This is a genomic window from Microcoleus sp. LAD1_D3, assembly GCF_036702135.1.
Classification (GTDB): domain Bacteria; phylum Cyanobacteriota; class Cyanobacteriia; order Cyanobacteriales; family Microcoleaceae; genus Microcoleus.
On sequence record NZ_JAUBSB010000012.1, the window covers coordinates 64,275 to 78,969 of the forward strand.

A 14,695-nucleotide genomic window follows, 5' to 3' on the forward strand; every position below is an offset into this window, starting at 1 on the left:
GCCGCCTTCAGCCACCGTGTAATTTGGTTGGGCGAACTGGAAGATACTTGGAGATGTCGGCGTCGGCGCCGGAGTTGTCCCCGGAGTCGGCGGCACATCATTAATCGTCAAAATTGACGGACTACTGCCGACATTGCCACCGAAGAGCACCAAATTCACCGTTTCCGGCGATTCCAAAATCAAATCACTCAAAGCCGTCACGGTGAAACTAGCGGTAGTTACCCCCGCAGCAAAATTCAACACCCCCGCCGCCGTTCCAGTGTAATCCGGTGCACTGCCTGTTGAACTTGCCGAACCGTCAAGAGTAGCGTAGTTAATCGATCCAGCCTCGGTGCCACCGGTGCGAGTAACGTTAATCGTCGCCACGCCGCCTTCAGCCACCGTGTAATTTGGTTGGGCGAACTGGAAGATACTTGGAGATGTCGGCGTCGGCGCCGGAGTTGGCGTCGGCGTCGGCGTTGGTGTCGGCGTCGGAGTCGGCGTCACATCAATGCCTTGATATTGAATACTCCGCACTAGGTAGTCGGAACTATCGCTTTTGGGGGAGGTGCTAGTGGCGTAGGCAGGGGTGGGGCTATCGTAGGCTTTGGCGGAGAACCGCAGTTCGTCAAAAGCAACGCTAGTGGAATTTGCTTGTATCTGGAATGTGAAATTGCCATCGGCACTATCGCCAATGAAAGTCACTCCATCTGAAGACACACCGATCGGTTTTTCAGGGGTAGGAGGGGTGAGGCGAGCGATCGTAAAATTGCTGGCCGATACCTCCGTCCCATTATTAAAGAGTTTCAGCAAACCAACTTCATTGCCTTGATCGTTCACTGTAGAACTTGATTTGGGAAGTAATCCACTGAGGCCGATCGTGGCGCTAGTGATGTCTTTGTTATCTGCCCATTTCACCTTCAGCGCTTGAGATAGATTGGTGTTGGGGTCATAGTTGATTTCCGCCCGCAATTTATTGACATCGGTAAACCAACCACTATAAGAGCCTAGGACACCAATACCACCGGTACCGCCGTAGCTCAACCCGCTTTTAGGGGTTTCGTTCGTTGCTAACGTGAGGTTGCTGATGGGAGTAGGGTTAGTGTAGTTCGTTTCAAAGCCATCAAAAGCTATCCCAGACAGTTGGATGCCTTGATTCTGGGCGGCAGTAGGCCATTGTGCGATCAGGTCACTAATGCTGCTGTAATTAGTGTCTTGACCCAAAGAACCAGTGATTGAAGTAGCCATAGCTTATGTGTTAATGATGAGTAATTAAGGATTAGAAGTGACTGAAAACGAGAGGTTGGGCTTTCTTGTAGCGATCGGTCACTGCAAGAAAAATTTCCTCATACCTGCAGGTAAATCAAGTAAAAATGCTTGCCCCATAAGCATCTGAAAGCATTATTGCCCCCGATCGAATGTTGAGTGTAAATAATTACACCTACTTAGACCTATTTACATAGAGATGTTTAACTTTCATCATCAATAAGTTTTATCCGGAAAAAGTGCGATCTTTTTTTCAGCCCTATAAAAAGCGGGTTTTCCACATCTGTAGAGGAGAGCTTAAATCCCACATTCCGGGCCCCCCAAGAGGCAGCTTTCAGTGATTCAGCGGACAAAAGTGAATCAGGAGAGACACTTATGAGTAAAAATACTCAGAACTTTAGATGTCTAAGCATCACCCTGTTGGGAATTTCTAAAAATTGAGGTTCGGGCGTAAGTTAAATCTGATGCCATTAAAAAAGCGATCGGTAAAAAACCAAGTTTATTGGTGATCCGTAATGTGATTGACGATCGCTACAAGATGTCAAATGGGTTCTATACTACTGCCCGAGTGACAAAACAGGGTTAATCTGACTAAAGCAGGAATTATGCACTTACCCTCTGATTTGTCAGCGGCAACTCTACAATAAACTCAGTTCCTTCGCCCACCTGACTGACGCAGCTCAGCTTGCCACCGTGAGCTTGAACAATTACCTGATAGCACACTGAAAGTCCCAAACCAGTGCCTTTTCCCACAGGTTTAGTAGTAAAAAATGGGTCAAAAATCTTGTCTTGAATTTCTGCAGGAATTCCAGTTCCGGTGTCGCGGACAGAGATTGTTACCCAGTCCGGCTCGCTTTGCCAACTGCGGATGGTTAATTCCCCCGGTTTGCTCGTTGACTGGAGCGCATCTAAAGCATTGTCAATCAAATTATAAAATACTTGGTTGATTTGACTGGCATGACATTTTACTGGCGGCAAACTGCCGTATTGCTTGTCTATTTTGATATGGGTTTTTAGCTTATTTTGCAGCATCAAGAAACTGCTTTCTAAACCTTCATTCAAATCTACTGGTTTTAATTCAGCGTGGTCTAAACGAGAAAAATTTCGCAGCGTCATCACGATCGAGCGAATCCTCCCGCTTCCTTCCCGCATTGAATTGAGCAGTTTACCAAAGTCTTCTCGAATGTAATCGAGTTCTAGTTCTTCATTGATTCTGACAATTGCTTCTGCTGCTTCGGGGCAGGCATTCCCGACCTGTTCTAGAGCTTCGTTCAAGGCTTTAAAATATTCTTGAGCGTGAAACAAGTTAGCGTGGATGAAATTGTTGGCGTTGTTAATTTCGTGAGCAATTCCCGCTACCATTTGCCCCAAACCTGACATTTTTTCGCTTTGAATCAATTGCTGTTGCGCCGATCGCAATTCTTCTAACGCAGCCTGCAACTGCTGGGTTTGAGCTTGAGATTTTACCGCAGCATCTTGGACTTGGCTGTAAAGTTCTGCTTGCTGAATGGCGATCGCCATTTGGTTGGCTATCTGGGAGAGCAACTCCATTTCTTGCCACTGCCAATTGCGGGTATCCCGGCACTCGTGAGCAATCAGCAAACCCCACAGCCTACCGGGAAATTTAGGATTATAGCTTGCCGCTGTTTCGGGGGAACTTTCTTCAGTTCTCGATGTAACAATCGGCACGATCAGATTAGCTTTTACCTGCAAACGGTCTAAGAAATCAACGTGACAAGGCTCTAAACCAGCATTAAAAATATCATTAATGGCTTTGACTCGCCCTTGCTGGTAAAGATCGGCGTAATCTCCCCGGAAACACTTATCCGCCCCCATATCTCCTAAAATTGAAGGCCAAGGGATCACCATATCTTCAACAACAACTTTTCCTTGCCAGTTGTCTTGAAACTGATAAATGATTACTCGATCGCACTGCAACATTTGGCGGACTTCCCTCACCGCTGTTTGTAGGATAGTTTCCAGATCGAGGGTACTGCGAATTTGGTTGCCGATCAGCCGCAGCAGCGATTCTCGTTCGGCTTGGCGCCTGGTTTTGCTATAGAGTTTGGCTTGATTGATTGCGATCGCCAATTGCGATCCTACCCCTTCTAAAAGCTGTCTTTCCCAATCAGTCCATTCCCGTTCGCGATCGCACTGATGCAAGCCAATTATGCCATTCACTTCACCTTGATAGCGAGTAGCTACTGCCAGCATTGACTTAATCTCCAAAGCTTCGGCAATTTTTCGGGTTTGTGGGTTCAATCCCGGAAAATCGAGAAACTTCGTCACTGCTAGGGAATCTTGTTGAGACACGACTGCAGCCAAATGCGGGTTGTCAGTCATCGGTACTTTCATTCCCAGTTGGATCGGATAGTCCCCCGCGTTGTACTCTCCGCGCGTAACTAAAGTTTTTTCTGTATTTGATTCTTTGACTAAAATGCTCACGCGGCTGCACTGTAATGCTTGCCCCAGCAATCTGCAGGCCGATGTCAAAATTTCTTCTATGTCAAGTGTACTGCGAATTTCGTTATTAATTTGGTTCAGCAAGTTTGATAACTGAACTTGCTGCTGCATCTGCACGATTAGGGCTTTTTGTTGGTCTACTTCCGGCAGCGAAAGACTTTCTTCCTGCCTCCAGTTTTCAGATTCAGGCAACCGCGAAGTTACTCTTTGCCAGGGGTTTTCGTGTTCTTGTATTTTTAAAGACATATTTACTCAGGAGTTGTACAGTATTTTGATTGAGTCTGGTTTTTTAAACCTATGCTTACCCCGCCAACAGCCCCATCGCAGCTACCAGGACTTTTGGAATATCTTAAGACATTATAAAGGATGCAGCCTGAGCAAAGCAATTATTTGCTTTACAAATATTTATATTTATCAAGTATGCGCTCGGCAGGGGAGAATACTAATTGGCGCGCCCCATGGAACTTGGTCAGATGTCAAATAGAGTTAACGGCCCGGTTAAGCGAACAAAATTAATCTAAAATCTATCTTTAGTTCAATGTTTGCGCGCGCTCGATCAACATGGAAAACTCAATTACCGACAATTTTAGTTCGCCAGTAAGCAGCGACAACATGACTTCTGGATTGACAGGTAAAGCCCAGATTAAAATAGCTTTGGCGATCGGCAATTCCCGGCTGCACTGGGGATTATTTGTGGGCAAAACCCTGGAGAAAACATGGGATACACAGCATCTCAATGCTGATACTGTTTCCCCGCTCTCCGAGCAGGAAAAGGCCGAATATTTGGTGCAAACAGTAATGAGGTCGATCGAGGAAGTATCTTCTCAAAATCTCCTTTGTCTTCCTGCTACTCCCGCTTTTTCTAATCCTCACACACTTTCTTTAGTGCCACTGCCTCTAATTTTGGCCTCAGTAGTTACCCAGCAAACAGCAATTTGGCAGAGTTATCCTGATGTCCGAATTATTACTTTAGACCAGTTGCCGATCGGGGGACTCTATCCTACCCTGGGAATTGACAGAGCTTTGGCTGTACTGGGCGCTGGCAACCAATTGGGTTGGCCAGTTTTACTTATAGATGCTGGTACAGCTTTAACATTTACTGGGGCTGATGTCAATAGGTATTTAGTTGGGGGCGCAATCTTACCAGGTTTGGGTTTGCAGTTATCGTCGCTAGGTAAAAAAACTGCTGCATTGCCTTTAATCAGTTTACCACAAAATTTGCCGCACCGCTGGGCGCAAGACACTGCTGGGGCAATTCAAAGCGGAGTTGTGTATGCGACGGTGGCAGGAGTTAGGGATTTTATTGAAGATTGGCGGTGTTTGTTTCCTGATAGCAAAATTGCGGTCACGGGGGGCGATCGCGCTATGCTTTTAAAATACCTCACCGCAGCCTTTCCTGATACAGCAGCCGACTTAATTGACGCACCAGAGGCTATTTTTTGGGGAATTAGTTATGAGTTATGAGTTATGAGTTATGAGTTATGGGGATTGGTAATGGGGAATTATTCAGGAGCCTCTCATATTTGTAAAAACACTTCTTCTAGCTCCTTCCTTCTTCGTCTTTCCTTCGGTCTCAAAACTCCAATTTCTAGCTGGGCTGCAAAAGTGAGATGCTCCCAATTATTCTTCCTTCTGCCCTCTTTCTTCTTCCTTACCAATTACCAATTCACTTAGCAAACTCGCGAATATACTTAGCAACAACATCCGGGACTTCCTGTGGCAAATTGCTTTCCCCTGGACTAACCAATTGCAGTTCGGCATTAGGAGCTAGAGCAGCATATGATTGACACAGAGACGAAGCTGCAGGGGTATCTTCAGAACCGTGCAACAGCAAAACAGGCGCTTTCAGCAAAGGCAAATTCTCATCAACTAACTCCGCTGTAATTTCAGCCCGCCGCCGCCGGAACAGCAACTGCACCGCAACTGGGGAGTGAATCAACTGCTGTCTGAAATTTAGCAGTCCGTCAATCTTGTTTTGACTACCCAGCAACTTAGCAATTGGATAGATCGATCGCAACAACCAAAAAGCGAGGGGTGGTTGGCCAATTAGCCAGCTAGCCGTCTGCCACCGCCCCCGCCGGTTGCCAACCTTGACGCCTTCTGGGGCCAACAAAACCAAACCTTGAACTCGATCGGGATATTTGATAGCATAGCTGGTGGCCACCCAACCCCCCAGAGAGTGAGCGATTAAATAAACCTCTCGCAACTTCAAAGTATCGAGGTATTGGGCGAGACATTCTACTTCCAGGTCGATCGAATAATGAAGATTCCGGCGTTCCGAGTCGCCAAACCCCAGCAAATCCGGTGCGAAGCAGTGGTAGTAGGGGATCAAATGTTCGATCGTCCTCAGCCACTGACTGCTGTCCTGCCAAGAACCGTGCAAAAATACTAAATTCGGGCCTTGACCGACTTCGTGCCAGAAGATTTGCCCTACAGAGAGTTTTACCCGAGAATTGCGTAGCGGTGAGTACATCCGGTTAAATATTTAGTAATAAAAAGATGATTAATTTAATCTTCAGAGATTGTGAATTAAAGTAGGAAAACATTAAAAATTAATTTCACAGTCATCACAGACAATTTTTGACGGCGAGGTAATTTCCGACTTTTCTCAAATTTGGATGCCCCGCCGATTTACGCCAAAGTTGTCAGGCCTTGAAAATAGTCCTGTAAGTGTTGGTCGTTATCGTGGCTGAGGGCGCCCTCGGGCAGTGATTCGGGCAAAAAAGCCTGAACCTCGCTGACTTCAAGCGTATCCTGAACTTGCATATTGCCCTGCACCTCTGCAGCGACCACGATACAAATCGAGTGTAGGCGAGGGTCTCGATCAGCAGCCGAATAAACACCCACCAAGCGGCGGATTTTGACTAAATCGAGTCCTGTTTCCTCTGCTAATTCCCGCCGCACAGTTGTCGGAATATCCTCTCCCCAATCCACCATACCTCCAGGCAGTGCCCAGCGACCGTTGTCGCGGCGGCGAATTAACACAATTCGCCCGTCAGGCAATACAGGAATCACCGCAGTACCAGTCACGGGATGTCGAAAAATCAGTCCCAGCACAGTTTGTACAATTTGCCACAATCGACGCATAAACTCAAAAGCTTGTTTAGGATATAGTAATTTCAGGCCTCCTAGCTTGCAGCTCCGGAGTCTTAATTTTTAATTTTTGATTCACGCTAGAGGTCTGGCAAGTCTGCTAGGATTTCCGCCGCGTGAGTTTCTGGTTTGACTTTCCGATAAACCTTTTCAATCCTACCATCAGGGTCGATCGCGAAGGTTGATCGAGTAATTCCCATAAATTCTTTTCCCATAAATTTTTTGAGTCCGTAACAGCCGTAGGCGGTAGCAACTTCGGCGTTTGAGTCGCACAGCAAGGGAAAAGGCAGTTGATATTTAGCTGCAAACTTGGCGTGGGACCGGGCCCCGTCTGTGCTGACGCCCAGGACTGAAATATTGCGCGACTCGTAGTCTGAGTGAATATCGCGAAAGCCGCAAGCTTCTTTGGTACAGCCTGGGGTATTGTCCCGAGGATAAAAGTAAAGTACAACTCGCCGCCCTCGAAAATCTGCAAGGCTGACGACATTGCCTTGCGCGTCGGGCAGGCTGAAGACAGGAGCTACGTCACCGGGATAAATCGTCATTTGTCGTATTTTGTCAATAGTTTATAGAAATATTCGACAAGAGCGAAAACATTGCGTCCCATCGGGCCCGCATTGCCAGCGACTTGAATCCCGGTGTTCTTTTTTCTGGGTCTTGTACCGTGTGTGCTATGATCGTCATCGGTCTAAAATTGAGTATAACTAGACAACGTAAAAACTTAACTGGATTAGTTGAGTACGTAGTCACACCTAACGGTGTTGCGGTTTAGGAAAGCTAAATTTGAAGAAAACCTAACTACATAAAGAGAAGTGATCGAGTACGGTATGGCATACCGGAATTTACGCTTGGGGAGAGGACACCTATACTTGGGCGGGAGCAATCCTGTCTCCAGTAAGTGGCTTCGGTGAACCAAGAATCTTAGTCACCAAGAGTGCACAGAGTGTCAAACTTAAGAATCCGCGGGCGTGAAAGCCCGGGGACTGTCAATGTTTATTAGTGAGGTCAGAATGGCTAAGCGCCGCAATCTCAAGAAAGAGAAGGCACAACGAAATCAAGCATACGCTCGCAAGTTTCGCAAGCGGAGAAATCAAGATATGTTCTCCAACAAGAGAAGACGATTTGACGGCGGCAACGGCGGTGGCATGGGCGCCATGAGTGGCGGCGGCAGAGACAAAGATATGGCTGCTGCTGAAGATTAAGTGCTGAGGCTATCTGCCGAAGTTAGAACCAGAGTGGAAAACACGATCGTTCTTTCGTAGAGATAGCCAGCCGGAATTTGTCCAATAATTCAACGATGTTTAGGCGAGTCGATCGCGCGCAGCGATAAGTGATTTTCTCACTTGTTCAAACCCGGTACCCCCGTAACTATTGCGAGCCGCCACCACTTGCTGAGGTGCGATCGCGCTGTAAATGTCTGTCTCAAAGGCTGGGTGCAAGTCTTTCCACTCCTCAAGTGTCAAATCTTTGAGGAGTTTGCCCCTCGAAAGGCAAGTTTTGACAACTTTGCCGACAAGATTGTAAGCTTCCCGGAAGGGAACGCCTTTGGTGGCCAAGTAGTCTGCTACGTCTGTAGCGTTAGAAAAGTCTTCCGTAACTGCCGCGGCGAGGCGATCGCCATTAAACTCGATTCCTTCGCGCAACAAAATTGTCATTGCTTCCAAGCAACCCTGTACCGTTCTGACGGTATCAAACAAAGCCTCTTTATCTTCTTGCAAATCTTTGTTGTAGGCCAAAGGAAGTCCCTTCACTACTACCAACAAGGCTTGCAAGTTACCGAACACCCGCCCCGCTTTGCCCCGCACCAACTCCGGCACGTCGGGATTTTTTTTCTGGGGCATGATGCTAGATCCCGTAGCGCAGCTATCTTTGAGCGTAATAAATCCAAATTCGTGAGAAGACCACAAAATCATTTCTTCTGACAAGCGGCTCAGGTGTACCATAATCAAGCTCGCGGCGGCGAGAAATTCGATCGCAAAATCTCGATCGCTAACTCCATCTAAGCTATTAGCATAAACATTGTCAAATTGCAAGAGTTCTGCCGTATAATGTCGGTCGATCGGGAAAGTCGTCCCCGCCAGCGCGCCACAACCCAAGGGCGAAACATTCACCCGCTTGCAGATATCGCCGAGACGTTCCCAATCGCGATCGGTCATTTCAAAATAAGCTAACAGGTAATGAGCCAAACTGATCGGCTGAGCGCGCTGCAAGTGCGTGTAACCGGGGATTAAAGTTTCCACGTTACGATCGGCAAGATCGAGCAAAACCCCTTGAAATTCCCGCAATTGCTCGCGAATTTCTGCTATGCGATCGCGCAAATACAAGCGAGTATCAGTGCCGGCTTGATCGTTGCGCGATCGGGCCGTGTGCAACTTTTTCCCAGCATCACCCACAATCTCCGTCAGCCGCTTCTCTACTGCGAAGTGAACGTCTTCTGCATCAACTCCCGGAACAAAAAGTCCTTGGCGGTATTCGCGGCGGATCTGTTCCAAACCATTGACTAACTGTTCGCCTTCTGCTGCGGAAATAATCCCCGTTTTGGCCAGCATTTTAGCGTGAGCGACAGAACCCGTCAAGTCATACTCAATCAATTCAATATCGAAGCCAATACTAGCATTGAATCGGGCGATCGCCGGGTGCAGCGCCGATTCAAATCTTTGACTCCAAGTTTTTTGTTGTGTTGTCATTGCTCAAGCTAAAACTAGATTATATCTCTGTTGCAGAAGTCTATAAAAACCGATTTGTAGCAAAGACTTTAGTCCTTCCTCCGGTTTGTAGCAAAGACTTTATTCCTCCATCCCAAATTTGGCAAGAAAAAACTCAAGTCCTGACTACAAACTTTTTATACATCTTTTGACTAGAAAAAACTGAAGTCTGGACTACAAAATTGTGAAACTTTTGCTGCCTCAGAAAGAAGTGAAGTTTTGGTTAGCGACAAACCTTTTGAATCTTAAATTTCTTTCCGATAGCTTCTGCGACAATAACTCTAACGAAAAATTCCTTTAAAGAACCAGCCAACAAAAATACCTATAAAAAAAGCTCCTATTTGACCAGTCGAAACAAAATTGTTCCAAGCTTTCTGGAAATTAGTAAAAATGTCGTAACTTTGACCCAAAAGCACCGTACTCAAATGAGATTTCAAAACTACCACGTGAGCGACATCGTTCCAAGTAATCGAACTGGTTAATCCAGCAGTAATTTCCGGCATTAAATTAACTATCATGGTGATTTTCTCCTGCTAAAGGTGTTACCCTAAGTACAACCAGTGTCATGTCATCTTCGTTACGATTGCCGATGCCGATAAACTGGTGTACGCGATCGAACAAATAATCCAAAATTTCTTCAGACTGCTGATAATTTTGACAGGCCCACTGAAAAGCCGAGGTCAAGTTATCCTCATCAAACCGATCGCCCCTTTGATTAGAAGCATCGGTAAATCCGTCTGTGTAATAAATAATAGTATCTCCTGGCTGCAATTGCACTTGGGCTTCTTGGTAATGCGAATCAGCATCCAGGCCAATTAACATTCCCTCCAAAGTATCGAGCTGAACAATCGAATTAGTTGCAGCTTGCCACAGCAAAGGCGGGTGGTGAGCTGCATTGCTGTAAGACAAAACGCGAGTTTTCGGGTCATACTCCGAATAAAACAGAGTCACAAAACGGTGGGAATTTTCCAAATCCGCGTGCATAACCCTGTTTAAATGTTGCAAAATTCTCGACGGCGAGTGGCGGTTCAACACCTCCGCCCGCAGCATACCCCGTGTCATCGTCATCAACAGGCCAGCCGGTACTCCCTTGCCCATCACGTCGCCGATCACAATGCTCCAGCGGCCCTTGTCGATTTTGGACTTGAGATTTTTCATTAGGGAGGGGGGGTTTTCCCCCTCATTCTCCTTGCCAATCGGGTCATAGTCAGCGGGAATAAAATCATAATAATCTCCGCCGACTCTGCTAGCAGTTTGGCAGCGGGCGGCCACGTCAAGGCCGGGAATTTTCGGACAACTACGGGGTTGCAGCCGCAATTGAATTTCCGCCCCGATTTCTAACTCTCTGTCTAAACGGTCTTTTTCTGCCAACTTAACAGTAAGTTCGTCTTTGCAAATAGCCACGGCGGTTTGATCCGCCACCAACCGAACTAATTTCTGTCTGCTGGGAGTCCAGAGATATTGCGGATCACTGCTAAAAACATAAAGCCGCCCGCGTTCCAAATTGTTGACTAAAATTGGCGCCCCAAACAAATGAACATCCGGGCCCAAATAACGACCGACTTGCAAGTCTAGACTAGAAGTTTGCCCAGAGGTTTCCGAAAACGATCCAGCAGTAGCGCCCGCACCTGCTGTAGCTTGCCTGGTGGCTATTTCCAGCGCTTTTCGCATATCTTGGCACTGCCGTCCTTCCTGACAATGCAACTGCTGGAACCTGACTTGACCGTTGGGTTTGAACAGCACTAAAGCTCCCCCGTCGGCGTCCGTAACGCGAGTCGCCACCAAAGGAACCAACTCCAAAAATTGGTTGAGATTGTTAAAACTTCGCAGGGCAAATCCCAGCGAACCCAACATATCTTGAACGTTGTGCTGATATCGGTGCAAACGCGCCACCAGTTCTTTGAGGGCAAATACTGGCGTCGCGTCGGTGGAATTGCGACCCGAAGGGCGGTCAGCAGGTTGAGGTGAGGGGCGAGGCAAAGGCACAGCAGTCATTTTAAATTTGTGATTTTCGATCTTAGACGGAGTTAATGATTGAGGACTTACGGGCCACTTGAACAGAAACCCGTTTTTTTTTCGAGCAAGTAGTTTGGTTTGATCGAGTAAGTTGGGCACTAGGACATTAGTATCAACTTAAGTCTAAAATTCTTCAGAAATCTCGTTTATAGCTGAGTCTAGATACCCCCCAAATCCACGCCGCTTGCTTTACTTGGGGGGGCCCAAGAGCGCAGCGGCTTCCCTTAAGAACGGGGACTTTAACCATTTGCTGTCGCCCTTCTTAAGGGGAGGGCCAGAGGCAGCGGGAAGACTGTGCAATTAGACAGCAGACTGATACTAAATTTGAGCTTAATTTGATACGCTACGGCCGCTTTGAACCCAACCCAGCAAGAACAGGGGGAAGGTATTGTTTCTAGGTATTTAGTTTTCACTCGCCGCCCGTGGTGGCGCAAGTCCTGCGATGGTAGTTTGAGGTTAAGGATTTGAGATTTTGAACCTCTGTATCCGCCTCCAAAAATCGGGACGACCACAGATACCTGATCAATCTAAAATCTAAAATCTAAAATCTAAAATCGAGTAGGGCTTCCACAAATTCGTAACTAGAAAACGGGCGCAAGTCTTCGATGCTTTCCCCGACTCCAATAAAGCGGATTGGCAGACCCAGTTGCTGCACTACTGCTAGGGCAACACCACCTTTAGCAGAACCGTCGAGTTTTGTCAATACTACTCCACTTAATTTTGCCGATTCTGCGAACACTTCTGCCTGTCGCAAACCATTTTGACCCAGTGTGGCATCCAAGACCAGTAGAGATTCTACGGTAGCGCCTGGGGCTTTCTTGTCTACAATGCGACGGATTTTACTTAATTCGTCCATCAGATTTTTTTTGTTTTGCAGGCGGCCTGCGGTGTCTACGATCAGCAGTTCTGTGCCGCGGGCGCTGGCGGCGGCGATCGCATCAAACACGACAGCAGCCGGATCGGTATTTTTCCCTGGGTTGGCAATAATTTCGACCCCACTGCGGGAACCCCAAACTTTCACCTGTTCAACGGCGGCGGCGCGGAAAGTGTCGGCAGCAGCAATCAGGGTTTTGTAACCGGATTTTTGGGCAATATGGGCAAGTTTGCCGATCGTCGTAGTTTTGCCCGCACCGTTGACTCCTACGATTAACCAGATGTTAAAAGTCTCTTTTTCCGGGGCAAATGTCAGGCTGTAGGCGGGATTGCCGGCGGCGGTTTCGGCACAGGGAGCGTCTAGAATGTCGCGCAGGATGGTTTTCAGGTAGGCTAGAGCCTGTTCTGGTGGCAGCACTTCTTGTGTGAGTCTTTCTTGGAGGCGACTGATAATGATGTCGGTGGCTGCGACTCCGACATCGGCTTGCAGGAGCAAAGTCTCAATTTCGGCTACCGCGTCTTGATTGAGCGGCCCTTGACCAACGATCGCCTTTAGTCGATTAATTAAGCTGCGACGAGTTCTTTCTAAGCCTTTCCGCAGTTTTTGCAGCCAAGTGATTTCTTCAACGGATACTTGGTCTGGCCGGCGGCCTTGACTGGCTAAGATTTCTGAGGACCACAGGAAGCCTTCGTCAAAGGCGAAACCGGGAATTTCTTCGATAATCGCCGCTCTCTCGGCGGCGGCTGCAATTACTTCTGGTTCTTCAATTGCGGTTTCTTTGAGGCGTTCGATGCGATCCATGCGATCGGCCTGAGCTCTGGCCCAAAACGGCAGGGCTTCCGCTGCTTCGCCGTCGGATGCCAGTGATTCGGTTTCTACAACCTCAGTTGCAGGTTCGGCAATTTCTATATTTTCTGCTGTAACTTCTAATTGTTGAGCTATAGGTGCAGTGTCGATCGCCCCGGCTGTGGGTTGCAGAGTTTCTGGAATTTCTGCTGGGTTGGCTGCATCGAGTTCTGAAACCTCGGTTGCTTCAACTGTTGCTGGTGCTGCAACTTCTGGAACTTCTGCAACAGTTGGTGCTGTCGGTGCTGGTTCAAGTTCGATCGGCTCGGTAGCTTCAATAGTCGCCGGTTCTGCAACTGTCGCGATTTCTGCTTCGGCTGCTGGAACATCGGGCGCTGCTGTCTGGGAAACTTCTGTTTCGGGTTTTTGCTGTTTTTGAATATTTTTGTAAGCAGCTTTTGCCCAATTGAGATAATCTTCCGCTACAGCAGGAGAACCTTGCTCTGTTGCATCTGTTTGAGGCTCAACCGGTGCGGATTTTGCCGACTCATCTTGCGGCTGTTCGGGGGTTGCCTCTGTTTCAGAAGATTTGCTTTCGCTGTACTGGCGACGAAACCAATTAAATACCATAGGAAATTGGGAATATAGTTATTAGTCCTTAGTTTAGAGCGGATTGCGAATTGCGGATTGCGGATTGCTAATGACTCTGGGTACGGTTCGCGCCCCGGCCTGCACCCTCCGGGTAAGGTGTCCACCAAGCACCCGGAGGACTGATGACTAAGGACTAGGGACTAACAACTTCTGCATTGATTTTATCGACTACTCGGCGGAGGACTCCGTTGATGAAGCGATGTCCTTCGTCGCCGCTGTAGCGTTTTGCCAGTTGGACGGCTTCGTTGACGCTGACTTGTTCGGGTAAGCCGAGATATAGCATTTCGGCGATCGCGATTCTCATGATATCTCGATCGATCCGGGCCAACCGTTCTATTTGCCAGTCTACGAGGGCTTCTGAGAGCAATTCGTCAATTTGAGGGCGGTTGGCGCTGACTTTGGTTAGGATTTGCAAAGCATAGGTGCGGACATCTTGCTGGTTGGCTAGCTGGATCAGTTCTGGAAACTCCATTGCTGAACCGAGACGGTTGATTGCGGTTTGGGTGAGTTCGACTGCTTCCCGCACCATTGCTCTAGCACTTTGTATATCGGCGGCGCGGATTTCGCTGGCAAGCAGTTTGTCGCTACTCCGCTGCACTTCAGATGCTGCTGCTTCTAGGGATTCTTGAACTTCTGCTGTCAGGGTACGGATGGCGGCGAGGAGAACATCTTGCAGTTTCTTGGCTTCTAAGAGTTCTGGATTCGCCGGCAGTTGGCTGATGCCGAGGAGTGCGAGTTCGCGTGCTGTTTCGCGGGCTTTTTTCATAGTTTTTAGATAGGAATTGAGAATTTAGGAAGTTTTTCGATCGCGCGCGGACTTGAACTTTAGCAGAAAACTCGACTAAAAGCGGTACAAGACCAG

At 47.8% G+C, this 14,695-nt stretch carries 12 protein-coding genes; 2 read left to right on the plus strand and 10 right to left on the minus strand.

The features are described from left to right. Positions 1 to 1,227: Calx-beta domain-containing protein (locus QUA74_RS09595; protein ID WP_333327396.1), on the minus strand; the 1,227-nt coding region annotated here is incomplete at its 3' end. Positions 1,228 to 1,848: 621 nt separating this feature from the next. Further along, entirely contained in the window at positions 1,849 to 3,954 is a 2,106-nt protein-coding gene (locus QUA74_RS09600; protein ID WP_333327399.1) for a GAF domain-containing protein, read from the minus strand. Between the two features lie 315 nt (positions 3,955 to 4,269). Here QUA74_RS09600 and QUA74_RS09605 point away from each other — a divergent pair, with 315 nt between their 5' ends. Next, positions 4,270 to 5,172, plus strand: a complete 903-nt coding sequence (locus tag QUA74_RS09605) for a pantothenate kinase (RefSeq protein ID WP_333327402.1) — start codon at positions 4,270 to 4,272, stop codon at positions 5,170 to 5,172. Positions 5,173 to 5,374: 202 nt separating this feature from the next. Here QUA74_RS09605 and QUA74_RS09610 read toward each other — a convergent pair whose 3' ends face one another. From QUA74_RS09610 to bcp, 3 genes are all read right to left on the minus strand, one after another. Further along, positions 5,375 to 6,181 carry an alpha/beta hydrolase gene (locus QUA74_RS09610; RefSeq protein WP_333327405.1) on the minus strand — a complete coding sequence of 269 codons (807 nt, stop codon included), beginning with the start codon at positions 6,179 to 6,181 and terminating at the stop codon, positions 5,375 to 5,377. 158 nt (positions 6,182 to 6,339) lie between these two features. Beyond that, entirely contained in the window at positions 6,340 to 6,795 is a 456-nt protein-coding gene (locus tag QUA74_RS09615) for an NUDIX hydrolase (RefSeq protein ID WP_333327407.1), read from the minus strand. 86 nt (positions 6,796 to 6,881) lie between these two features. After that, positions 6,882 to 7,346 carry a thioredoxin-dependent thiol peroxidase gene (bcp, locus tag QUA74_RS09620; protein WP_333327410.1) on the minus strand — a complete coding sequence of 155 codons (465 nt, stop codon included), beginning with the start codon at positions 7,344 to 7,346 and terminating at the stop codon, positions 6,882 to 6,884. Positions 7,347 to 7,811: 465 nt separating this feature from the next. Here bcp and QUA74_RS09625 point away from each other — a divergent pair, with 465 nt between their 5' ends. Beyond that, positions 7,812 to 8,003 carry a hypothetical protein gene (locus QUA74_RS09625; RefSeq protein WP_190738786.1) on the plus strand — a complete coding sequence of 64 codons (192 nt, stop codon included), beginning with the start codon at positions 7,812 to 7,814 and terminating at the stop codon, positions 8,001 to 8,003. A gap of 99 nt (positions 8,004 to 8,102) precedes the next feature. Here QUA74_RS09625 and argH read toward each other — a convergent pair whose 3' ends face one another. The 5 genes from argH to nusB all read right to left on the minus strand — a co-directional run bounded on the left by argH (position 8,103) and on the right by nusB (position 14,599). Next, positions 8,103 to 9,488 (minus strand): argininosuccinate lyase, encoded by a 1,386-nt coding sequence (gene argH, locus QUA74_RS09630; protein WP_333327413.1) that lies wholly within the window; start codon positions 9,486 to 9,488, stop codon positions 8,103 to 8,105. A gap of 299 nt (positions 9,489 to 9,787) precedes the next feature. Next, positions 9,788 to 10,024: a hypothetical protein gene (locus QUA74_RS09635; protein ID WP_333327416.1), complete on the minus strand. Its 237-nt coding sequence runs from the start codon at positions 10,022 to 10,024 to the stop codon at positions 9,788 to 9,790. Beyond that, complete coding sequence (locus tag QUA74_RS09640) at positions 10,014 to 11,501, minus strand: PP2C family protein-serine/threonine phosphatase (RefSeq protein ID WP_333327419.1); 1,488 nt, start codon at positions 11,499 to 11,501, stop codon at positions 10,014 to 10,016. The genes QUA74_RS09635 and QUA74_RS09640 overlap by 11 nt, the downstream gene beginning before the upstream one ends. 562 nt (positions 11,502 to 12,063) lie before the next feature. Next, entirely contained in the window at positions 12,064 to 13,812 is a 1,749-nt protein-coding gene (ftsY, locus tag QUA74_RS09645; RefSeq protein ID WP_333327422.1) for a signal recognition particle-docking protein FtsY, read from the minus strand. A 154-nt stretch (positions 13,813 to 13,966) separates the two neighbouring features. Beyond that, entirely contained in the window at positions 13,967 to 14,599 is a 633-nt protein-coding gene (nusB, locus tag QUA74_RS09650) for a transcription antitermination factor NusB (protein WP_333327425.1), read from the minus strand. Positions 14,600 to 14,695: the final 96 nt, after the last annotated feature.